Genomic DNA, 21,475 nt, shown 5'->3' on the forward strand with positions numbered 1-21,475 from the left:
TCAACTCACCTTGATCCTGGGATCGAGCGCCCCGTAGACGAGGTCGATCAGCAGGTTGAGCACGACGACGCCGATCGTGATGACGAGGATGAGGCCCTGGAGCATCGGGAAGTCCTTGCCGAGGATGGACGTGGTCAGCAGGGTGCCGAGGCCGGGCAGCGAGAACACGCTCTCGGTGACGACGGCGCCGCCGACGAGCCCCGCGGCGTTCAGGCCGACCACGGTGACCATGGGGATCGCGGTGTTCTTCATGGCGTGCCTGACGACGACGCGCCGCGGTTCGAGGCCGCTGGCGTGGGCGCGCAGCACGTAGTCCTCGGAGAGCACACCCAGCATCAGCGTGCGCACGTAGCGGGCGAAGGTGCCCACGTACGCCATGGAGAGGGTGAGCGCCGGGAGGATCATCAGCTTCAGGTTGCCGAGCGGGTCGTCGAGGAACGGCACGTAGCCGCTGCTCGGCAGCAGCCGGAACTTCAGCGCGAACCAGTACACGAGCAGGATGCCGAGGAAGAAGTTGGGCAGCGAGAGCGCGAGGACCGACAGGGCGGAGGCGACGGTGTCGACCCAGCGCCCGCGGAAGAGCGCCGCGAGGACGCCGAGCAGGGTCCCGAGCACCAGCGCCACGAGCAGCGAGAGCACCATCAGCTCGATGGTCACGGGCAGCCGGTCCCAGATGGCGCCGCCGACGCCCACGGGGGTGCGGAAGGAACGGCCGAGGTCGCCGTGCAGGGTGCCGCCGATCCAGTCGAAGTACTGGACGAACAGGGGCTTGTCGAGGCCGAGTTCATGGGTCAGCCGGTGCAGTTGCTCGGGGGTCGCGCTGGAGCCCTGGCCGCCGAGGATCGACTGGACCGGGTCGGGGAAGAGGACCCGGGTCACGAGGAAGGTCAGCAGGCTGACCACCACCATGACGACCAGTGCCGCCCCCAGCCGTTTCGCTATGTGCCACGCCATGACGGCTAGCTCCTCACCTTCGGCTCACGGGGGCGGTTCATTCGGCTATCCACATGTCGCGCAGCCGGTAGACCGCGTCCGGGTAGAGGCGCACCCCGCCGAGCTTCTTGCTGTGCGGCACGAGCGCGTCGGGCCAGACCACGAAGACATAGGGCGCGTCGCGCTCGACGATGCGCTGTATCCGCTGGTAGATCGGTGCGGCGGCCTTGGTGTCCTCGATCCCGGCGGCCTGGTCGAGCAGCTTGTCGACCTCCGGGTTGCGGTAGCCGGTCGAGTTCTGGCCGCCCTTGGAGTGGAAGAGCAGGCGCAGCAGCCCGTCCGGGTCGGCGCGCGGTGTCCACTCCGTCAGCGACCAGCCGATCTTGTCGGCGATGACCTGGTTGTAGTAGTCGCTGCCGGGGACGGTGCCCACCTTCACCCTGAGCCCGATCTTCGCGTAGTCGCCCTGGAGGAGCTGGGCCACCGCCTGGTAGTCGGAGTCGCTCGAATTGATGTAGTCGACCCTCAGCCCCTCGGCACCGGCCTGCTTGACCAGCGCCCTGGCCTTCTTCAGGTCGTACGGGTACGCGGGCGGCGGCCCCTGCTCCGGGTACGCCCAGCCGATGCCGATGGGCCCGGTCGCCACCCGCGCGCGCTTGGCGTAGATGGCGTTCTGCACGCCCTCGCGGTTGGTGGCGTAGGCGATGGCCCTGCGCAGCTCGGGCTTGTCGAAGGGGGGTTTGTCGCAGTCCATCTGGACCGCGTACCAGTTGCCGGTGGCGGCGTGCGCGAGGGCGACGGTGGGGTCGTCCTGGAGCGTGGTGCCGAGCTGCGGGTTGATCTCGTCGCAGAGCTGCGCCTCACCAGTGCGCAGCATGGTCAACTGCACCTGCTGCTCGGGGGTGTTGGTGATGGTGATGGCGTCGAGGTGGACGCTGTCGGGGTCCCAGTAGTCCCGGAAGCGCCGCATCCTGAGCTGGCTGTCCTGGGTGAAGCTGACGAACTCGAAGGGCCCGGTGCCGACGGGGTGCACCCCGATGTCCTTGCCGTACTTGCGCGCGGCCGTCGGCGACATCATGAAGCCGGGGCGCTCGCCGAGCGCGGCGAGCAGCGGGCGCCAGGCGGTGGCGAGGACGAGGGTGACGGTGGCGTCGCCGTCGACGCGCACCTCGTTGAGCGGGGGTGTGAGCTGGCCGCGCAGCGGTGAGTTGGTCTTCTTGTCGAGGAGCCGGTCGAGGTTCCACTTGACGGCGTCCGCGTCGAAGGGGGTGCCGTCGTGGAACTTCACACCGCGGCGCAGGTGCAGGGTGAGGGCCTTGCCGTCGTCGCTGAGGTCCCAGCGCTCGGCCAGTTCGGGGACGATGTTGAAGTTCTGGTCGTAGCCGACGAGGGTGTTGAACATCGCGTAGTAGGCGAACCGCTCGCTGACGTTCTGCGAGAACGCGGGGTCGAGCGTGGCGATGTCCATGCTGGTGGCGAAGGTGAGTTCGCCGCCGCGGCGGGGCGGGCCGCTCGGCTGGGAGTCGCGCAGCGGTGCGGAGGCGTCGACGGTGCTTCCGCAGGCGGCGATGAGCAGCCCGAGCGCGGAGACACCGCCCGCGTGCAGCACGGCCCGCCTGCTGAGCGGGCGGCCGGGCCCCGACGGCCGCGCCCCCTCCACGGGCTCGTTGTGACGTGCCACTGGTTTCACCTCTCGGGGAGTGGGTTGATGCGGTTTCGACCGTGGGGGGCGGGGTGGGTCAGGCGTCGCCTGGCGGCTGCGGGTGGAGGAATCCGGTGACGGCGTCGGCGACGGTCCGCGGTGCCTCCTCGAAGATGGCGTGCTTGACGCCGGGCACGATCAGCAGCCGGGAGCCCGCGATCCGCGCGTGCATGGCCTCGGCCATCGCGGGCGGTGAGCCGACGTCGAGCGAGCCGGTCATGACGAGCGTCGGCGCGGTGATCCCGGGCAGCTCGTCCACCAGGTCGGTGGTGGCGAGGACCCGGAAGGCGGCGGCGTAGGCGGCGGGGTCGTTGCCGCGGAAGCGGTCGAGGTGGGCGCGGACGACCTCGGGGTGCTCGGCCCTGAAGCGGTCGGTGTACCAGCGCGCGCCGCCGTCGGCGACGAGCCCGGGACCGCCCTCCTCGACGGCTTCGAGGCGCTTGCGTACGGCCTCGCGCTGCTCGGGGGTGCGGCCCGCGACGGCGCTGATGACGACGAGCCTGTCGACGGACTCCGGGTGGTCGAGCGCGACCTTCTGCGCGATGAGGCCGCCGAGCGAGAACCCGGCCACATGGGCCCGTCGGATGCCGAGCCTGGCCATCAGCGCCATGTGGTCGGCGGCGAAGTCGTCGATGGTGTACGGGCCCGGCGGCCTGGGCGAGGCGCCGTGGCCGCGCAGGTCGTAGCGGACGACGGGACCGTACGGCGCCAGTGCCGCCGCGACCGCGTCCCAGCGGCCGAGGTCGGAGCCCACGCCGTGGATCAGCACGGTCGGCACTCCCCCGCCCGACCTGCCCTCGACGACGTGGTGCGGCGTGATGGCCGGGGAACACTCCCCCGCCGCTGCCGGCGCACTGGCCTCCTCCACTCCGACGACCTCCCTTTGTCTCGGCTCTTGCCCTGGTTCTCACCGGACGCGCACAGCCTGCCCGGACCGACCGTTTCATCCGGTTTACCCCGAAGCGTCCGGCCGACCGGCACCCTGGCGTGACCTGAACCACAGGTGCTCTGGAGATGAGTCAGTCTGTCGTTAGCTATCTGACAGGTCAATAGCCGACGTCAGGAAAAAACCTGCGCGTAACCCCGCCAGAACACAACGGACCCGCACGTCAGGGCGGCCACGCACACAGGGTGGGCGACCCCTCGCGCCCGGTGTCCAGCCCGCATGGGCCGGCATCAGGGCGGAGCGGGCCGCGGCCGCGGCGGCACCGGAGGCGACCCTTCGACGGTCGACATCAAGCCAGCCACCCGACCTGTCCTACAACGGACAGAAGCGTTCTCTTGTCCGTCAGATCTGTGTCATCATCCTGGGGTGAGCTTTTCTGGTACCGCCGTCGCCCGCCCGCCCGCACTGATCCGTGACCAGGTCGCTGCCCAGATCCGCGAAGCGATCACCGAACTGCGCCTGATGCCAGGACAGGTGCTCGTCGAGCGCGAACTCTGCGAGACCACCACGGCGAGCCGTGCCACCGTGCGCGAGGCGCTGCGCCAGTTGGAGTCGGAGGGCCTCGTCTCCTCCACCAACGGCCGCGGCACCGTGGTCGCCACCCTCTCCGTCGAGGACGCCCGCCAGATCTACGAGGTCCGCTCGGCCCTTGAGGGCATGGCGGGGCGGCTGTTCGCCGAGCGCGCGAGCGACCAGGAGCGGCGCACCCTGCGCGCGGCGCTGCTGCACCTGGAGGAGGTCGCCGACGACACCCGCCAACTCTCCATCGCCAAGACGGAGTTCTACGGCGTCCTGGTGGGCGGCGCGCAGAACATCGAGCTGAAGCAGATCCTGGACTCGATAAACCGCCGGGTCACCCTGGTCCGCGTGGTCTCCCTGCTGGAGCCGGGGCGCGCCAAGCAGTCCATCGCGGAGGTCCAGGCGATCTGCGACGCCGCGGTCTCGGGCGACGGCGCCCGCGCGGAGGAACTCTGCCGCCGCCATGTGGAGAACGCCGCCGCGGCGGCCCTGCCGCGCCTCGCGGAGGGCGCGGACCTCCAGCAACTCTGAACCGCACGCACCCCGCACACCCCGCGCCGCCCCCGTCTCCCCATCTGGTCTGGACCTGACTCTTGACTTGGTCTAGACAACTCCCGGATGCTGAGGGCCCCTTCACCCCTCCCGGGAGACATGGACATGAGACGTCTGCGTTCCCTTCTCACCGGTTTCTCCGCGCTCGCCCTGGCCGCCGCCGGGGTCAGCGGAATCGCCGCGGCGGCCGGCACGGGCGACGGCCACACCGCGGGCGACCGGCTCGCCGCCGACAGCCACGCCGCCGCCGACCCCCTGCCCGACCGCTGGTACGCAGCGGCGCCGTATCTGATGCCGCTCGACAACGACCCGCCGAGCGCCACCGCCATCATGGACGCGAGCGGCCTCAAGGCGTTCCAGCTCGCCTTCATCCTCGCGCCGAACGGCGGCGGCTGCACCCCGACCTGGGACGGCACCGCGCCCGTCGCCGACGACACCGCCGTCGCGGGGGTGATCGACGCCATCCGCGCCAAGGGCGGTGACGTCTCCATCTCCATCGGCGGCTACAACGGCACCAAGCTCGGCCAGGCGTGCTCCACCCCCGAGGACACCGCGGCCGCGTACCAGCAGGTCATCACCAAGTACGGGCTGCACGCCATCGACTTCGACCTGGAGGAGCCGGAGTACGAGAACACCGCCGCGGTCCACAACGAGATCGGCGCCGCGAAGATCCTCCAGCAGAACAACCCCGGCCTCTACGTCTCCGTCACCACCGCGGGCACCGCGGCCGGCACCGGCTGGTTCGGCCAGCAGATGCTGAACGAGGCCAAGGCGCAGGGCTTCACGCCGGGCAACTTCTCCATCATGCCGTTCGACGGCGGCTTCGAGGGCGCCTCGGCGCAGACCGCCGCGCTCACCGCGTTCAACGGCCTGCTGCGCTCCACCTTCGGCTGGGACGAGGCCACCGCCTACGCCCACGAGGGCTTCTCCGGCATGAACGGCCGCAGCGACACCGGCGAGATGTTCCCCCAGGACGCCTTCCGCACCGTCCTCGACTACGCCACCTCGCACGGCATGGCCCGCTTCACCTTCTGGTCCCTCAACCGCGACCGGCAGTGCAGCCCGCCCGACAACGGCGGCCGTACCTCGGGCACATGCAGCAGTGTGCCGCAGTCGGCGTGGGAGTTCGCCGCGTACAGCGCCGAGTTCGCCGGGGCCACCCCGCCCGACCAGCCGCCCACCGGCCCCACGGACCCGCCCGGCAGCGGCACTTGCTCCGCCGCGGCGTGGGACTCCGCGACCGCGTACACCGCGGACCAGGAGGTGACATACGGCGGTCACACCTGGCGCGCCAAGTGGTGGAGCCAGGGCGAGCAGCCGGGCAGCACCGGTGAGTGGGGCGCCTGGGAAGACGAGGGCGCCTGCGGCTGACCCGCCGGGGTTCAGATGTGGCCGGGGCGCACCCCGAACTGGGGGTGCGCCCCGGTGCCGTACCCCGACGACCGCCGAGGTGGGCGGGACGGCTCAGCCGTTGAACGCGTCCGCGAAGGCCAGCTCCGCCTGGTCGACGCCACTGCACGTCGACGAGGCGTCGATCTTCATCGAGGGGTGCTCGGCCTTCGCGGCGGCGCAGGAGGTGTCGCGGTTGGCGGACCAGTACGAGAGCCGGCCGACACCGTTGGACTTCGCCCAACTCGCCACCGTGGAGGCGTTGTCCAGGGTGAAGGTCGAGTTGTCGTCGTTGACGCCGATCATCGGCGTGATGCCGAGGTTGCCGTAACCGTACGACGAGTCCACGGACTTCATCTGGTCCATGGTGGCCTGCGCGGCCGAGATCGCGGCCTGGCCCATGTCCTGGTCGCCCTGGTAGTAGTCCATCGTCATGATGTTCACGACGTCGATCTTGACGCCCGCGTCGGCCGCCGCCTTGACGACGTTGACGCCGTCCGCGGTGAGGCCGTCGGGCAGCACCGGCAGGGTGACGGAGAAGGTGAGGCCGGGGTTGTCGGCCTTGAGCGTCTTCAGCGCCTCCATGTTCCGGGTCGCTGCGGCGGTGTCCGCGATGGCGCCGCCCTCGATGTCGAAGTCCAGGGAGTCGACACCGTAGGAGTCGATGATCTTCTGGTAGCCGGCCACGATGGCGTCCTGGTCGGTGCAGGTCCAGGCCAGCGGGAGCCCCGCGGCTCCTCCGGAGGAGATGATCACGTCGGCGCCCTCGCCCTGCGCCTTCTCGATCAGCGGGTCGGTGACGGAGTCGTCGCCGACGGGGAGCGTGTCGCCCCAGATCTGGTCGCAGCCGGAGCCGAGCACGAAGGCCGCGGTGAAGGACTTCACACCGTGGCCCGTGATGGCGGTGTCCAGCAGGCCCTCGTTGCTGTTGGACATGTCGGTGTACGGGGCGAAGCCGCTGCCCGCCGTCACCTGGGCGCCGTCCTGGGCGGCCGAGGCGGCGGGCATGGCCGCGAAGGTGGCACCGGCGGCCAGCGCGGCAACCGCGGCGCCGACAGCGACCCGGGAAGCCTTCTTGGATGTGGACATGCCAAACGAAAAGGGACGCACGTTCGTTTCCTTCCGTGACAAGCGTGGGGGGACCGCCGCCCCGCGAGGCGGAAGGCGACTCCCGCCCGAGCCACGGAAGCGGCAGGCGTGCGTCCCATATTTGGACTAGACCAAAGCGGCCGTCAAGGGTCGGAACACGGGTTCGCGGACTACGCGTGGGCGGTTCGCACGGTTCTCGCCCCGGACGTCCGATACGTCAACACACCCCGGAGGGCGTACTCATGAGGCGCGACGCCCGTGCCGCGAGGGCAGCCGGAGGCGCGAGTGCCGCGTGGGCGCGTCCCAGCCACGCGTACTGGCCCCCGCGGGCGCGCGCCGCGCACGCCAGAACCGATGCTCGGCGATCATGCCGGCCCGCTGCCCGTTGAGCAGGTGAATCACCACGACCCCCACAAAAACGAGCACGATGAGCCCCGCAAGCGCAATGAGCGTCCCCACCACCTCCATCACCCACTCCTTCTACCCGGGTCGCCCGAAGGGCGACATATCCCCACAAACCCCACCCTCTCCTCCCCAGGCTACTGCGCCACCGCCCCACCCCTGCCACCATGAACGCGCGCACGACCAAGAGCGCATCACGGCAGCGACCAGGGCCTACTACCGAGCACTCGACAGACACGGCACCCTGACAGACCAGGCAATAGACCCCGACGAAGACCCGTTGGAAGCGATTTCGGCGGAGGAGTTCGAGAGCGCCTGGGGGCGGTGAGGGGGTGGGGGGTGAGACCCCGCCGGTGGGGAGGTAAGCACCGCGGAAGGTTTGGACATCATCGAGCAGGGCGGCAGTGACACGTTCTCTCCACCGGGGTCCTACTTGCCAGCCGTGCGCAATGTGATCGCCCCGCTCTCGGACCGTACCGTAAGCGCGTGGGGGCTGTTCGCGTCCTTGGGTATGCCGGTGTGTACGTCGCCGCTGTCCGTCGCGGTCCTGACCTTGTACACGGCGTCCGTGTCCGGTACCTCCACCTCTACCGCGCCGTTCTCCGTCTCCGTTCTCACCTGGTCGGGGACTCGGGCGAAGGAGAGGTGGACGTCTCCGTTCTGGGAGTCGGCCTGGACACGGCGCGAGGTGATCCCGGTGCCGCGCAGCTCGCCGCTGTCGGTGGCCAGGGTGAGGCGGCCCGAGATGTCGTTGGCGGAGATCGCGCCGTTGTCCGAGCGGATGTGCAAGGGGGTGCCGAACCCGGAAGCGGTGATCTTTCCGCTGTCACCTTCGACGGTCAGCGCGATGTCCTCTGGTACGCGTACCTCGTAGTGCGCCTCGCACCGTCCGACGGGCCCGCAGTCGGTGGCCAGGGTGAGGGTGTGGTCCCTGAGTTCCCAATGCGCTTCGGGGGAACCGAGTGTGGCCCATCCGGAGAACCGGCGCGTCACCTCGATCTCGTCGATGTCGGCGGGGCGGATATCGATGTCGCCGTCCCCCTTGGCGATGGTGAGCCGCTCACCGGGCGGTCTGAAGCTGCGCTTCTCCGGCCCTTCGTCGTCCACCGAGCCACCGCTCGCCACGAGCGCGGCGAACGACAGCGCCAGGAAGGCGCCTCCGCCGAGAAGGAGTATGCGTGTCGTGCGGTGGGGCGTGGCCACGGGATGCCTCCGGGAATCAGGGGCGGTGCAGAACGTGAGCGCGACCCTAACAGCATTCAGTACTGAAAGTATTGAGTACCAGTGGTACTCAATACTCAAGGTATGCCATGCTGTCGGGTATGACGGAAACGCATCCATCGGGCCCGACCCCGCGCGTTCGCCGCGAGGAGGTACGCCGTCGACTGCTGGCAGCCGCGGCGCGCGTGTTCGCCGAGCGGGGCTACGAGGACAGCCGGGTAGAGGACATCGCCCATGCGGCGGGCTTCACCAAGGGCGCTGTCTATTCCAACTTCGGCAGCAAGCAGGGACTCTTCGGCGCGATCCTCGGTGAGGGCTCCGACGGTGAACACGCCACCGTGCTGGGCGAGGTCCGTGACATCGACGAACCAGCCGCGGCAGTAAGCGTGGCGGCCCGGCTGGTCGCGAGGCGGATCGTCGGGGACACCGAACGGGGCCGGCTCGGGCTGGAACTCGCGGCGCGTGCAGCCCATGACGAACAGGCCAGGGACGTCGTCACCCCGATGCGACGTGCCCAGCGGGCAGCGGCGGCCAGGTCCGTCGACGAAGTCGTCGAACGTACCGGAGCCCAGCCCGCCGTCAGCCCGGAGCTGGCCGGGCTGATCCTGCACTGCTTGACCAACGGCCTGTCCATGGAACACCTCGCCGACCCGGAGGAAGTCGGCGTCGAGGCTGTGGAGCAGGCCCTGTCCGCGGTCCTCGCCGCGCTGATCGACCCTCCTGACCAGGGCTCACGACCGAAGGACCTTTGATGGCCACCTTGCTCCACTCCCTCGGCAGGGCGGCATTCCGTCACCGTGGACGGTTCCTCGCCTGCTGGCTGCTGCTGATTGCGCTGGTTGGCGGCGGACTAGGGGTGTTCGGCTCGCATCTGGACAGCGAGGCGACCATTCCGGGCTCGCAGTCGCAGGAGGGCATCGATGTACTGGAGAAGTCGCTTCCGTCCTCCACCGGAGTCACCGCGCAACTTGTCTTCGTGGCCCCGAAGGGCGAGACGGTCGAGGACCCTGCCCATCGCGCCGTCATCCGCAAGGCGGTGCGGGAGGCGGCGAAGGCGCCCCAGGTCGAGCGCGCGGTCGACCCGTTCCGGGCCAAGAGCGTGTCGGACGACGGCCGTACGGCGCTCGCGCAGGTGCTCTACCCGATCAAGCGCGACGCGCTGGAGGACTCCAGCGTCACCGCCTTGGAGGAAATCGCCGAGTCGGCACGGACCAGCGGCCTGCGCGCCGAGGTCGGCGGCACCGTCTACAGCACCGCAGGCATGTCCCCCGGCATCGGCGAGGTGATCGGCCTCGCGGTCGCGGTCCTCGTGCTCACTCTCACCTTCGGGTCGCTCCTGGCGGCCGGGCTTCCCCTGCTGACCGCGCTGATCGGGCTGGTCACCGGGCTGCTGGGGCTGCTGCTGGTGTCGAACATCGCCACCGTCTCCTCCACCGCACCGAGCCTGGCACTGATGGTCGGCCTCGCCGTGGGCATCGACTACGCGCTGCTCATCCTGTCCAGGCACCGTGAACAACTGGCCAGGGGGATGGGGGCCGAGGAATCGGCGACCCGTGCGACCGCGACCGCGGGCAGCGCCGTGGTCTACGCGGGGCTCACCGTGGTCATCGCGCTGGCGGGGCTGACGGTCGTCGGTATCCCCTTCCTGAGCGTCATGGGTCTGGCGGCGGCGGGGACCGTATTGATGGCCGTGGCGGTGGCGATCACTCTGCTGCCCGCGCTGCTGGGAATGGCCGGGGAGCGCATACGGCCAAGACCCGGGTCGCGGGCCGACCGGCGGGAACGGAACGCGACCGGAAGCGGCAGCAACGGGGACGGGCGCAACGGCGGCGAGCGCTGGGCCCGCCTGGTCACCCACCGCCCCCTCGCCACCGTGCTGACCATCGTCCTCGGCCTTGCCGTCCTCGCGATTCCGGCCTTCCAACTCACCCTGGCCATGCCGGACAACGGCACCGCTGCGCCCGACTCCACTCAACGAAAGGCATACGACCAGATCTCCGACTCCTTCGGGCCCGGCAACAACGGGCGACTGCTCGTCCTCGTCCAGCCCACGGACGGTGACCCGAAACCCGCGGCCGCCGACGTCACGGCCGGCCTCAAGCAGCTCGGTCTGCCGGGGATCGCCTCCATCGGCGCACCGCAGATCGGCACGGACGGTCGTACCGCCATCCTCACCGTCGTCCCTGAGAAAGGGCCTCGGGAGGAGGAGACGGAACAGCTCGTGCGCGACATCCGCTCCGCGATCCCGGCCCTGGGCGCGAAGGCGGGCGCCGACATCCTCGTCACCGGCTCCACCGCCGCCGCGATCGACGTATCCGACCGGCTGCGCGACTCACTGCTGCCGTTCGGCGCGGTCGTCGTCGGATTCGCACTGCTCCTGCTGCTCCTGGTCTTCCGCTCGCTCGTCATCCCCGTCAAGGCCGCCATCGGCTTCCTGCTCTCGCTGGGCGCGGCACTCGGCACCGTCGTCGCCGTCTTCCAATGGGGCTGGCTCGCAGGGCTGTTCGGCGTAACTACCACCGGGCCCGTCTTCAGCTTCATGCCGATCGTCCTGATCGCCGTCCTGTTCGGACTGGCGATGGACTACGAGGTCTTCCTCGTCTCCCGTATGCGCGAGGAGTACGTCCGCACCGGAAGCCACCACGAAGCGGTGATCACCGGATCACGTCACGCCTCGCGCGTCGTCACCGCAGCCGCACTGATCATGTTCTCCGTGTTCGCGAGCTTCGCCACCACCGAAGACCTCACCCTCAAACCCATCGCGCTCGGCCTCGCCGCAGGAATCCTCTTCGACGCCTTCCTCGTACGGATGACACTGGTACCGGCCGTGCTCGCACTCGCCGGTAAGAGCGCTTGGTGGCTGCCCCGCTCACTCGCGCGTGCCCTGCCCGACCTCGACGTCGAGGGCTCCGGCCTGGGCAGCCCGGAATCAGAGACGAGCAGCACAAGCCGCGAGATCACGAGCGTGACATCCCGCCTGTGACGCCGACGATCCGGCCATCTCCCGGGCGCAGCTCCCACAGGGATGGGCACAGGCGCATGTGTGCCATATGTGCGCTGCACGCCGCAGGCCCCTCCGCCCTCTGCGTCTTCCAGGGGTCGTTGCAACACAAGTTGACCAACTGGCTGTTGCCAGGGCTTAGCAAGACGCTCGGCTGGGGTTTCCCAGCCGAGCGTTTGCGCGGTCGGCTGTTCAGCTCGGGTGCGACAGCATCCAGTGATGAGGTCGCCCTCCCAGCGCCCCGGGACGGCCCGGTCGGCGGCCTCGGCGGGCCGTTCGCTGATCATCGCCATGTCCCTGGCCATGCGGGGCCGGCGCCGATAGGACTGGCGGTGCGACCTGCGCATCGTGCGGCCCGTTCGCAGTGCCTTGGCCGTGGCCGGCGGGCGTCGGCGCGGGACTGGGCGGCATGCGGCGATGACCTGCACGGCTCGGACAGACGCCCTTGGGGCAAAGAGGTCTGGGCGGAACTCCGTACCGAGGGCGGCAAGTGAGCATCCCGGCGACGGCACCCTCGCCCCTTCCGGATCTGGCCCGACTCCGGCCCCGCCAGCAGATGGCCATGGACTGCGCTCTCTGTGCCCGGCCACTGGGAGCGAGCGGTCGACGGCTGGGCGAGATACGCCACCGGGGCCTGCCGTTTCAGCTCTGGGCCTGCGCTCCCAACTGCCAGGCCGCCAGATCGACTATCCCGACCAGATGAGAAAGGGGATGTCCTTCCATGGAGTGGCCGTGGATCACCGGTGATTGCTGGCTCGGCTGCGGGCGTACCGGTGTCCTGGTGATCTGGCTCGGCCCGGTGCGGTGGGGTGGGCAACGCGTCCCGCTCTACGCGTGCGAGCAGAGCCTCGACCGCCTCAAGCTGCAGGCGCTCGCTTACTTCAGGGGGCGGCAGCCGACCGCCTCTGACGAAGGGAACGCCACATGGCAGACGAGAACGGATCCGGCGAGCAGCAGAGCCAGGGACAGGGCTGTGCTGGTTGTGGCGCCCCGAACCCCCGTGGTGCGAGAGGCTACGGCGAAACAAAGCACAACACGAGGAGCGATCGATGACCGGCGTCCTGACGACCGATCACCCCGCCTGGCACTCGCAGGAGAACGGCACACTCGCGCGTGCCGTCCGTACGGCCTCCGGTATCTGGGTCCTGTCCCACGACAGGGAGGGCCTGCACATGCAGTGTGTGCAGGGCACCGAAGACGTGAAGCCCACGTTCGTCCCAACGGACCCCGCCTGCCTGCCCGCCACAGTCCCCGCTGCGCTGCGGGCCGGACTCGACGAGCTCGGCGTCACCCAGCGTCTGGCGAACCCATGGCTGTGGGACGCGATCAGCACCGCGATCCTGCGGCAGGTGGTACGCGCCGACCAGGCCCGCAAGCTGTACCGCGCCTGGTGCCGCACGTTCGGTACGACTGTCCAGGGTCCGTTCGGTGAGTTCGCCGTGTCACCCACGCCCGCCGACGTCCTGGCCTTGGCCGACGAAGAGTTCACCGGCGTCGGAGCAAAGTTCCACCGCACCGCCCTGCAGGCCGCGGCTGCCGACTACGAGCAGCAACACACCGAGTGGGAACACCTGGACGCCGCCGATTTGGTCACCGCGCTGACGGGTATCCCCCGCATCGGTCCGTGGACCGCCGCTGCGGCCACCGCCGACTTCACCGGCGACTTCAGCATCTACCCGCACGACGACCTCGCCGTGCGCACCTGGGCCGCTCAGATCGCCCCCGATCACCCGTGGCCCGACAAGAAAGACAAGGCGTTCGGCCCGCTGTGGACCGGATGGGCCGGAACCGACCGCACTGCCCTGCACACCCTGACTCTCTCCACCCTCACCTGGGGCTCACATGCCCCATGACCTGGAGGATCCATGCGGCAGTTAGAGCTGATCACGGGCGCCGACACCAACTGCGAGCTCGACGCGCTGTTCGTGAACGCGCCGCTGCGCGACTACACCCTGCGACCGCGCACCAACGACTACACGCTTCCCGTGTTGGGCATGGCCTATATCGCCACCTACGCCCAGCAGGCCGGCTTCAACGTCGGCGTCCTCGACGCTGAGGCGCACGGTCTGGGCATCGACGAGACCGCGCAGATCGTGAACGGGGCCAAGCCCCGGTGGGCCGCGATGAACCTCCTCGCACCCACCTACGAGATGTCCGCCCGGATCGCCACCCGGATCGACCCCGCCATTGCTCTCATGGTCGGCGGGCACCACGCCAAGGCCATGCCGGACCGCGTCCTGGCCGACCCACGCATGGCCAACCTCCGGGCACTCGTCCTCGGCGAAGGGGAGCTGCGCGTCACTGCGCTCCTGGAGGATGGAACGCGTCGGCGGGAGCTGCCCGGCGTGCTCTGGCGTGACCCGCTGCTCGGCACCCGGGCCGCGGGCATCGCCGACTCGAAGACGAGCGCCCAGATGCTCGGCCCGGACATCAACGCCCTGCCGTACGTCAACCGCGCCTTCCTCCCCCAGGACCCCTACCAGGCCGCGCCCACTGCAACCGACCGGCGCCTCGCTGCCCGCCGCCCCGCCGACTGGGTTCAGGTCGCTGCCCGCAGCGGGCACATGGAGGCGAACATCGTCGGCAGCCGTGGCTGCCCCTACAACTGCACCTTCTGCGGTGCCGCCTGGAGCGCCAACCCCGACGTCACGATCCGGGTCCGGAGCCCGGAGAACATCATCGGCGAACTCGACCAGCTGCACGACAAGTACGGTGTGACCGCCTTCCGGTTCGTCGATGACCTGTTCCTGGGCGTGCGCAACGTCATCGAGGAGCAGATGCAAGCGTTCACCCGGCACCGGATCGGCGAGCGGTACGTGTGGGACGCCACCGGCCGCATCAACGTCCTTGACCGGGTCTCCGACAGCGAGCTCGAACGCCTCGTCTCCAACGGGCTGCGCGAAGTGGCCCTCGGTATCGAATCAGGCAGTGACCGCATCCTGAAGGCGATGGACAAGCGGATCAACGCCGAGATGACCGAGCGCGTCGCAAGCCGCCTGGTCAAACACGGCATCGGCGTCAAGGGCTACTTCATCCTGGGCTTTCCCGGTGAAAGCCAGGAAGACCTCGACGCGACCGTCCGCCACATCCGCAACCTGTGGCAGATTTCCGACCAGCACCCGGGTGACGTGCGCGCCAGTGTCTTCGAATTCCGCCCCTACCCGGGCACGCCCATCTGGCAGACCCTCATCCAGACCGGCCACGACCCGGAAGCCCTCCTCGCATACGGCGACGTCGATCTCACGGGTGACGGCGCCGACGAGTCGATGCGACAGCGCGACGAGTTCAACTTCTCCGTCGGCATCCAGTTCGGTGACGTGCCGCTCCAGCGGATCCGGGCGACGCTGGCGATGCTCACGAGAGAGCAGCACGACCGGAACCAGGGGGCCAAGGAAGCCGCCGCGTGACGGGCAGGCGCACAGGATGGTTCGTGACGATCGACGGTCCCAGCGGGGTCGGCAAGTCCACGACGGTGAAGGCGCTCCACGACCATCTCACCGCCCAGGGGCGTCCCGCACGGCGGACGGTCGAACCGACCACCAGCGACCTGGGCCAGTTCATCCGCAGCCACGCCGACCAGATCCACGGCCTGGCGCTCGCTTGCCTGGTGGCCGCCAACCGCTACGAGCACATCGAGAGCGAGATACAACCTGCGCTGCAGGCCGGCGAACTGATCATCAGTGACCGCTACCTGTCCTCGACGCTGGTCCTGCAACGACTCGACGGGGTGCCCTCGGAATTCCTGCTCGACATCAACCGTCACGCGCTGCTGCCGGACCTCGCTGTGATCCTCACCGCGGAACCGGGACTCATCACCGAACGCATCGCAACGCGCGGCGTCACCCACCGCTTCCATCTCGACCCCTCGGCGCCCGGCCGGGAAGTCGAGCTCTACGCCGATACCGCATCCCAGCTGACGAGGCAGGGGGTAAAGGTGCTGCTTCTCGAAACCGACAATGCCACCCCATCGGACGTAGCACGCCGAATCGCCGACGCCATCCCGGCTCTGCCGATAGCGTCGGTCACCGCACCCACCCATCCAACCCCCCAGGGAACATGAGCGGACAACCGGCACAGCCCGTCATCGACACCCACGTCATCCTCCGCGATGGCGACAAAATCCTTTTCTCGCAACGTGGCGGCCCTTACGGTCACGGCCGATGGCACATGCCGTCGGGCAAGCTCGACCAAGGCGAGCCCCTTCCCGACGGCGCCGCCCGGGAGTTGTACGAGGAGACCGGCATCACCGTCGACCCGGTTCACCTTCGCCTGGTCCAGACCGTGCACCACCGGCAGGACACGCAGGTGGAGCGGATCGGTTTCTTCTTCGAGGCCACCGAATGGGAAGGGCAGCCCGTCAACAAGGAGCCTGAGAAGTGCCTCGCCCTTGAGTGGTTCACCGTGCACGACCTGCCCGACGACATCATCGAGTACCCGGAGGCCGGCCTGCGCGGCTACCTCGACGACAGCGGCCCTCTCACAGAACACGGCTGGCAGTAGACCTGGACCGGCCGCCTTTTCCACCCCTCGTGGCGTCGTCCGTAGCTCGGATCCCGGTTGTCCGCTCTCCCCATGGAGGATGTTCGGGGCCCTCGCACAAGGCAGCGGCCCCGGGCCTTTGGGGGAGGGGAGACCGGGGCCGCTGGTGCGGGGATGGAGAGTGGCCTATGGGGTCAGGCCGCCGGAGTCCCAGGCTTTCCACGGGGTCGTGGTCAGCGCCGCCGTGTGTGCGACGGTTGCGGGGCTGGGACGGCGGCTGCCGGGTGGACCGGGGCGGTGGGGCGCTGTGTGGTGCTTCGGGCCTGTGCTGCACGGGCTCGTGCGCTGGGTGCCGGCCTTGCGCTGAGGCGTTGGATGCGCCAGGTCAGGACTCGTGCGGGGCGGCGGGCGTCGTCCAGGGCACGTTGGTCGGCGATCTGCTGGAGGAGCCGTTCCGGGTCGTGTCCGGCTGTTTCTGCCTCGGCGAGGGCGGTGGTGAGGGCTGCGAAAGCGGGGTCTTCGATGATCTGCTCCGCGTGCTCGGGCACTATCTGGCGTAGGCGGCGGATGTGCCGGTCCACGGCCTGATGGGGTGGCTGGCGCTGCGCGAGAGCGGCCAGGGGTGCGGCTGCGGCTTGGTCGTAGGCGGCCTGGAGGTGGAGCAGGGTCTGCTGGGCGGCGGCGACTTGCTGGTCGTGTTGGCGGAGCTGGTGCCAGCGGGCGGCGGCGATCACGACGAGGAGCGCGGCGTCAAGGAGCATCGCCAGGATGGCGCCGTCCTTGGGTGCCGGTGCGCGGACCATCGCCCGCACGGCGCCGCGCAGTGCGCGGGCGTGATGGTGTTCGGCCTGGATGCGGGAGCGAGTGGCACGCTCGAATGCGGTCGCCGCCTCACGAAGTTGGGGCCGCAGCGCCTGGGGCGCGAGGAGCGGGAGGGCATCGAGGGCTTCACCGAGGGCGGTGAGGTGGGCCTGGGAGGCTTGATCGTCGTCCTGGTCGAGGCGGTGGGGGATGCGTTCGGTGGCGGCGGTTGCCTGGTACCAAGGGTTGGGCCGAAACGCCCGCTTGCCGCCCCCTCCGCCACCCCCCTACATTGGGAGCGCTCCCATACACACCGGGTTGCGGTTGGGGCGTGTGGGCGGGGTCGGTGGGTGCGTTTGGGGCTCTGATGGCTGTGCCTCTCTTTGGTGGCAAGGGTTGTCAGGGGCATGGCGTGCTTGTCGGTCTGGCGTTCACCAGGGGCCATCGTTCCGGTCGTGCCCTCTCACAGAGGACCCCCACATGCGTTTTCAGAGATACCGGCCCCGGATGCTCATGGTCGCCGCCCTGTTGGGCGTCGCGAGTCTGATGACGACCGCCGTCGGGGCGCAGGCCGCAGTACCGACTGTCGGCGGTGAGGACGACGGGGCGGACTGTGCGGTGCCGAGTCCCGGGAATCCGGGCGGCAACGCCAAGCTGCCCGACCCCTTCACCAGGATCGACGGCACCCGTGTCACCACCAAGGACGACTGGCGCTGCCGCCGGTCGGAGATCAAGAAGCTCGCCGAGACCTATGTCTACGGCGAGAAGCACGGTGCGCCGCAGAGCGTCAGCGGCAGTGTCAGCCGCACCGGCATCAGTGTGAACGTCTCCGACCAGGGCAAGAGCGCCGGCTTCTCGGCCAGTGTGCAACTGCCGAGCGGCAGTGGGCCGTTCCCGGCCGTGGTGGTGTTCGGGGGGTTCGGCGCCGACACCGCCACGATCCTCGCCTCCGGTGCCGCCGTCATCAACTACGACCCGCTCGCCGTCGGCAAGGAGGGCACCCCGCGCAACAACAAGCAGGGCGCCTACTACAGCCTCTACGGCTCGTCGAGCAGCACCGGGCTGCTCATGGCGTGGGCCTGGGGTGTGAGCCGGATCATCGACGTCATCGAGCAGTCCGACGGCAGCGTCCTCGACGCGGGCGCGACCGGTGTCACCGGCTGCTCCCGCTACGGCAAGGGCGCCTTCGTCACCGGCGCCTTCGACCAGCGGATCGCGCTGACCATGCCAATCGAGTCAGGCACCGCGGGCGCGCCGATCTTCCGCGGCATCCCGGGGGAGAGCGGGTCCCAGCCGCTGAGCAGCGCCTACTCGGAGCAGCCCTGGTTCGGCGACGCGTTCAACCCGTACACGGGCAACCCGAACGGGCTGCCGGTGGACACCCACGAGATCATCGGGATGGTCGCGCCGCGTGGGCTCTTCCTCATGGAGAACCCCCACATCGACTGGCTCGGCGCGAGGTCGGGGAGCGTGGCGGCGCTCGGTGGCGCGGAGGTCTACAAGGCGCTCGGCGCCGGTGCGAACATCTCGTACTGGTCCGATATCCAGGACGGCACGCACTGCGCGGTCAGGAGCGAGTGGAAGGCGCCGCTTCAGCAGAGCATCCAGAAGTTCCTGCTCAACACGGGTAGCGCGCCAGGGGTGTTCAGGGTCTCGGCGGGCAAGTCGGGCGACCTGGGCCAGTGGCGCGACTGGCAGACGCCGGAGTTGACCGGCTGACAGCGCAAGTGGCCCCGGTGACACGACAGTTGGCCGACCGGCATGGGAACGGGCCGGTCGGCGGGTGGAGTTGGTGCCCGGGGCGGGGCAGGACAGTGTGCGCGTCCCACCGGCTGACTGCCCAACCGGTGGGACGCGCCCGTGCCGCCCTCGACGGCACGGTGCAGGTCGACTATCCAGCGCGGCGGAGGTGAAACCGGGAGAGTGTGACATTCGGCGAAACGTGCACGCCAAGGGCACGATCGGAGGACGGGTGAAGGGAGGTCCGAGGGGGATCGAGGGGGGTACACGGTTGTAAGAAGCGGTTCCGGGGAGCACATTGGGAGAGGTGACTACACAACCCGTGTGCGATGTGAAAGGTCCCTGCTCCCCCGGCGACGCCCCCTCCTGCACCACCTGTCTCGCCCTTCTGGACAAGGTGGCGCAGCTCGAACAGGCGGTGGTCTCACACGCCACCATCGACCAGGCCATCGGCGTCCTGGTGGCTCTCGGCGGCGTCTCGCCCGAGGACGGCTGGGATGTGCTGCGCGAAGTGTCCATGCACACCAACACCAAGGTCAGGAAGGTCGCCTCGCTGGTGGTCGAGGGCGCGGCGGACGGGGAGTTCGACGAGCACATCCGCCCGATGCTGCACCGGGGCCTCGCCGCCTCACAGCGGGAGCGGTGAGCATGGCGCGGCGCGAGCGGCGCCGCGGGAGCGGTGGGGAGCGGTTCTCATCCGGCCGTGGGCCGTACGCATCCCGGTGGCAGCGGGTGCCCGAGGGTGTGCAGATGCCCGAGGGCGGCCGCGAGGGAGTAGCAGTCGAAGAGGGCGGAGTGCTCGGCGCCCTCTGCGGGCCGCGGCAGGTCGAGCGCCTGCCAGAGGCGGCCCGAGTTGGCCGTGGCGGTGGCCGGGGCCAGGGTGTTGAGCCAGGGGCGGATGTTCAGGAAGGCGGGGTCGAGGAAGCCGTTCTTGATCTCCTCGCCGCGTGCCCGCGCCCACGCGGTGTTCTCCGCGAGCACCATCATGTCGTTGCCGTACGAGAGCACGGACTGGCCGCGGCAGAAGCCGAGGAAGTCGCCGAGCGCCTGCGCGGGTTCCAGCCCCTCGCGGTCGACGGTGTGCTGGTCGATGCCGGTCAGCTCGGTGAAGAAGGGTGACAGGCGCGGGTTCGCGACCGGCTTCACCAGGGCCTCGTACTCCTCGACGACCGTGCACCGCGCGTCCAGCCTGAGCGCGCCGATCTGGACGATCTCGCGGCGCCTGCCCGGCCCCGCCCAGTCCGTGACGAGCGCGTCGGGCCAGGTGGTGAACTCCAGGTCGACCACCACGAAGGTGGCGGGGGACGTGGGGTGTGGCACGGGGTTCTCCCTCACTTGCCTCGGTGCCGGCTTGCCGGGTTCGTCATTGCGCCGGTTCGCCTTCCTGTCGACTTGCCCCTTCACTCCGCTCTGAGCGCGTCCACCGTCGGCAGGTCGCGGTGGCGGTGGTGTGCCCCGGCTATCGCGGCCAGGGCGGGGCGGTCGAGTGCGCGGTAGGCGGCGGCCAGCAGTTCACCGGCGGCGGTCTGGAAACCCTCGCCCACGCCGCTGAGCCAGTGCAGGTCGCGGCCGAGCGCCAGCGCCTCCGCCGGGTGGCCTGCCGCGCACGCGCGCAGCGCCTCGGCGGTACGGGCCTCGCGGGCGGCGGCGTCCTCGCACAGCTCCTTGCGCAACTGCGAGCAGAAGGCGTGGTCGTCGTACGGGCGCTGGCGGCCGCGGGGCGCCACGGTGTCACCGGGGGCGAGGGCGCCCGCGCCGTCCAGGGTCTCGGCGCGGTCCGGGTGGCCGTGGGCGAAGAGTTCGGGCGAGGGGCGGTGGCGCTCGTGGTAGGCGGCGCCTTCCTCGGGGCGGTCGCCGGTGTCGAACGCCATCAGGACCTCGCGCAGCAGCCGCACCCGGTGCCGCCGCTGCGCCCACTCCGGTTCGCCGGGAAGGGTGCCGTAGACGTCCCTGCCGTCCGGGTCGACGTATCGCGCGTCGGTGATGTCGCGCCAGTGCCGCTCAAGCCGCTCGCGCACCGCTTCGAGCGGGGTGCCGGCGGGCAGTCCCACGCCGCCGCCGTCGTTGTTGTAGTACGAGACGACGCCCGAGCTGGTGCGGCCGTCGTCGTACCAGAGCCCGTAGTGGAGGCCGTCGCTGCCGCCGTGCATAAAGGTGAGGAACTCCGGCGGGTCGCGGTAGTAGCGGCCGTGGACGCGCACGTCGACACCGTCCCTGGGCTCGCGGCCCGGCGCGTCGAAGAGGTCCATGATCCCGTACGGGGCGAGGTCCAGGTCGTGCAGGACCTCCGTCTCCAGCGGGCCGCAGGCGTGCAGGAAGGCGCGGTAGGTGAAGAGGGAGTCGGGGAGTGCGAAGCCCCAGTCCGCGGCGAAGCGCTCCTCGACGGCCGCCCGCTCCCCCGCCACCGCGGCGAGCGCGTCCGCGCGGGCCTGCTCGCGCTGGGCCGCCGGGGAGACGGCGTCCCGCCACCGCGGGTACTCGGCACGCTCGGCGGTGGCGGCTGTGGTGCGGTCCATGGCGGTCTCCGGTCGGCGCGGCGCGGCGTGAGGCGGGGCGGGACGGGGGCGTACCGCGGCGTCGGCAGTGCCCGGCCCCGGGCAGGACCTCAAGTTACTACGCCCGGTGCCGGGGGCCGCGGCCGAGGGCGCCCGGGGCCCCTCGGTTCCGAACGCCCCGGCGCGCTGCGCCCGGCGCCGGGGCG

General features: G+C 70.0%; 18 protein-coding genes and 2 pseudogenes. 10 read left to right on the top strand and 10 right to left on the bottom strand.

Going from position 1 to position 21,475, the window contains the following annotated elements:
- The 3 genes from ACIBIW_RS02195 to ACIBIW_RS02205 are packed head-to-tail and all read right to left on the bottom strand — an operon-like array spanning position 1 to position 3,503.
- Entirely contained in the window at positions 1-954 is a 954-nt protein-coding gene (locus tag ACIBIW_RS02195; protein ID WP_399330956.1) for an ABC transporter permease, read from the bottom strand.
- Between the two features lie 37 nt (positions 955-991).
- Positions 992-2,614: an ABC transporter substrate-binding protein gene (locus ACIBIW_RS02200; RefSeq protein ID WP_399330958.1), complete on the bottom strand. Its 1,623-nt coding sequence runs from the start codon at positions 2,612-2,614 to the stop codon at positions 992-994.
- A gap of 58 nt (positions 2,615-2,672) precedes the next feature.
- Positions 2,673-3,503, bottom strand: a complete 831-nt coding sequence (locus tag ACIBIW_RS02205; RefSeq protein ID WP_399330960.1) for an alpha/beta fold hydrolase — start codon at positions 3,501-3,503, stop codon at positions 2,673-2,675.
- 444 nt (positions 3,504-3,947) lie between these two features.
- On the opposite strand from ACIBIW_RS02205, the gene ACIBIW_RS02210 reads away from it, so the two are divergent.
- Entirely contained in the window at positions 3,948-4,631 is a 684-nt protein-coding gene (locus tag ACIBIW_RS02210; protein WP_399330962.1) for a GntR family transcriptional regulator, read from the top strand.
- Between the two features lie 126 nt (positions 4,632-4,757).
- On the top strand, positions 4,758-6,023 hold the full coding sequence (locus ACIBIW_RS02215) for a carbohydrate-binding protein (protein WP_399330964.1): 1,266 nt from the start codon (positions 4,758-4,760) through the stop codon (positions 6,021-6,023).
- Positions 6,024-6,116: 93 nt separating this feature from the next.
- On the opposite strand, the gene ACIBIW_RS02220 is transcribed toward ACIBIW_RS02215, so the two are convergent.
- From ACIBIW_RS02220 to ACIBIW_RS02230, 3 genes are all read right to left on the bottom strand, one after another.
- Positions 6,117-7,130 carry a chitinase gene (locus ACIBIW_RS02220; protein ID WP_399330966.1) on the bottom strand — a complete coding sequence of 338 codons (1,014 nt, stop codon included), beginning with the start codon at positions 7,128-7,130 and terminating at the stop codon, positions 6,117-6,119.
- A 240-nt stretch (positions 7,131-7,370) separates the two neighbouring features.
- Positions 7,371-7,598, bottom strand: coding sequence for a hypothetical protein (locus ACIBIW_RS02225; RefSeq protein WP_399330968.1), 228 nt, complete (start codon positions 7,596-7,598; stop codon positions 7,371-7,373).
- 363 nt (positions 7,599-7,961) lie between these two features.
- On the bottom strand, positions 7,962-8,735 hold the full coding sequence (locus ACIBIW_RS02230) for a DUF4097 family beta strand repeat-containing protein (RefSeq protein WP_399330970.1): 774 nt from the start codon (positions 8,733-8,735) through the stop codon (positions 7,962-7,964).
- 119 nt (positions 8,736-8,854) lie between these two features.
- On the opposite strand from ACIBIW_RS02230, the gene ACIBIW_RS02235 reads away from it, so the two are divergent.
- Positions 8,855-9,505, top strand: a complete 651-nt coding sequence (locus ACIBIW_RS02235) for a TetR/AcrR family transcriptional regulator (RefSeq protein WP_399330972.1) — start codon at positions 8,855-8,857, stop codon at positions 9,503-9,505.
- The gene (locus ACIBIW_RS02240; protein ID WP_399330974.1) at positions 9,505-11,736 is read left to right on the top strand and encodes an MMPL family transporter; all 2,232 of its coding nucleotides are present in this window, start codon (positions 9,505-9,507) and stop codon (positions 11,734-11,736) included. Before ACIBIW_RS02235 ends, ACIBIW_RS02240 begins: the two co-directional genes overlap by 1 nt.
- Positions 11,737-11,954: 218 nt before the next feature.
- Here ACIBIW_RS02240 and ACIBIW_RS02245 read toward each other — a convergent pair.
- Positions 11,955-12,128: pseudogene (locus ACIBIW_RS02245) on the bottom strand (IS30 family transposase); the annotation flags it as partial.
- 675 nt (positions 12,129-12,803) lie between these two features.
- On the opposite strand from ACIBIW_RS02245, the gene ACIBIW_RS02250 reads away from it, so the two are divergent.
- Genes ACIBIW_RS02250 through ACIBIW_RS02265 form a run of 4 tightly spaced genes read left to right on the top strand, consistent with a single transcriptional unit; the run spans position 12,804 to position 16,254 of the window.
- Positions 12,804-13,607 carry a hypothetical protein gene (locus tag ACIBIW_RS02250; protein ID WP_399330976.1) on the top strand — a complete coding sequence of 268 codons (804 nt, stop codon included), beginning with the start codon at positions 12,804-12,806 and terminating at the stop codon, positions 13,605-13,607.
- Between the two features lie 12 nt (positions 13,608-13,619).
- A complete protein-coding gene (locus tag ACIBIW_RS02255) occupies positions 13,620-15,161 on the top strand; it encodes a B12-binding domain-containing radical SAM protein (protein WP_399330978.1) in 1,542 nt (513 codons plus the stop codon).
- 23 nt (positions 15,162-15,184) lie between these two features.
- Positions 15,185-15,814, top strand: a complete 630-nt coding sequence (gene tmk / locus ACIBIW_RS02260) for a dTMP kinase (protein WP_399330980.1) — start codon at positions 15,185-15,187, stop codon at positions 15,812-15,814.
- Positions 15,811-16,254, top strand: coding sequence for an NUDIX domain-containing protein (locus tag ACIBIW_RS02265; RefSeq protein ID WP_399330982.1), 444 nt, complete (start codon positions 15,811-15,813; stop codon positions 16,252-16,254). Before tmk ends, ACIBIW_RS02265 begins: the two co-directional genes overlap by 4 nt.
- A 212-nt stretch (positions 16,255-16,466) precedes the next feature.
- Here ACIBIW_RS02265 and ACIBIW_RS02270 read toward each other — a convergent pair.
- Positions 16,467-17,288, bottom strand: a pseudogene (locus ACIBIW_RS02270) (mobilization protein); the annotation flags it as partial.
- A 226-nt stretch (positions 17,289-17,514) separates the two neighbouring features.
- Here ACIBIW_RS02270 and ACIBIW_RS02275 point away from each other — a divergent pair.
- Positions 17,515-18,753: a cellulose-binding protein gene (locus tag ACIBIW_RS02275; protein WP_399330984.1), complete on the top strand. Its 1,239-nt coding sequence runs from the start codon at positions 17,515-17,517 to the stop codon at positions 18,751-18,753.
- Positions 18,754-19,081: 328 nt separating this feature from the next.
- A complete protein-coding gene (locus ACIBIW_RS02280; protein ID WP_399330986.1) occupies positions 19,082-19,420 on the top strand; it encodes an ANTAR domain-containing protein in 339 nt (112 codons plus the stop codon).
- A 47-nt stretch (positions 19,421-19,467) separates the two neighbouring features.
- Here the strand turns inward: ACIBIW_RS02280 and ACIBIW_RS02285 are convergent, their stop codons facing one another.
- Both ACIBIW_RS02285 and ACIBIW_RS02290 read right to left on the bottom strand, forming a co-directional pair.
- The gene (locus tag ACIBIW_RS02285) at positions 19,468-20,094 is read right to left on the bottom strand and encodes an exonuclease domain-containing protein (RefSeq protein ID WP_399330988.1); all 627 of its coding nucleotides are present in this window, start codon (positions 20,092-20,094) and stop codon (positions 19,468-19,470) included.
- Positions 20,095-20,174: 80 nt separating this feature from the next.
- The gene (locus ACIBIW_RS02290) at positions 20,175-21,290 is read right to left on the bottom strand and encodes an ADP-ribosylation family protein (RefSeq protein ID WP_399330991.1); all 1,116 of its coding nucleotides are present in this window, start codon (positions 21,288-21,290) and stop codon (positions 20,175-20,177) included.
- Between the last annotated feature and the right edge of the window lie 185 nt (positions 21,291-21,475).

Origin of the sequence: Streptomyces sp. NPDC050560 (genome assembly GCF_044457285.1) — a bacterium.
Taxonomy (GTDB): Bacteria; Actinomycetota; Actinomycetes; order Streptomycetales; family Streptomycetaceae; genus Streptomyces.

Bases quoted from the DNA above. Each gene is read 5' to 3' on its own strand.
- ACIBIW_RS02215 (WP_399330964.1), top strand. From the start codon at position 4,758: ATGAGACGTCTGCGTTCCCTTCTCACCGGTTTCTCCGCGCTCGCCCTG.
- ACIBIW_RS02195 (WP_399330956.1), bottom strand. From the start codon at position 954: ATGGCGTGGCACATAGCGAAACGGCTGGGGGCGGCACTGGTCGTCATG.
- ACIBIW_RS02275 (WP_399330984.1), top strand. From the start codon at position 17,515: ATGCGTTTTCAGAGATACCGGCCCCGGATGCTCATGGTCGCCGCCCTG.
- ACIBIW_RS02250 (WP_399330976.1), top strand. From the start codon at position 12,804: ATGACCGGCGTCCTGACGACCGATCACCCCGCCTGGCACTCGCAGGAG.
- ACIBIW_RS02290 (WP_399330991.1), bottom strand. From the start codon at position 21,290: ATGGACCGCACCACAGCCGCCACCGCCGAGCGTGCCGAGTACCCGCGG.
- ACIBIW_RS02220 (WP_399330966.1), bottom strand. From the start codon at position 7,130: ATGTCCACATCCAAGAAGGCTTCCCGGGTCGCTGTCGGCGCCGCGGTT.
- ACIBIW_RS02265 (WP_399330982.1), top strand. From the start codon at position 15,811: ATGAGCGGACAACCGGCACAGCCCGTCATCGACACCCACGTCATCCTC.
- ACIBIW_RS02240 (WP_399330974.1), top strand. From the start codon at position 9,505: ATGGCCACCTTGCTCCACTCCCTCGGCAGGGCGGCATTCCGTCACCGT.
- ACIBIW_RS02225 (WP_399330968.1), bottom strand. From the start codon at position 7,598: ATGGAGGTGGTGGGGACGCTCATTGCGCTTGCGGGGCTCATCGTGCTC.
- ACIBIW_RS02235 (WP_399330972.1), top strand. From the start codon at position 8,855: ATGACGGAAACGCATCCATCGGGCCCGACCCCGCGCGTTCGCCGCGAG.
- ACIBIW_RS02255 (WP_399330978.1), top strand. From the start codon at position 13,620: ATGCGGCAGTTAGAGCTGATCACGGGCGCCGACACCAACTGCGAGCTC.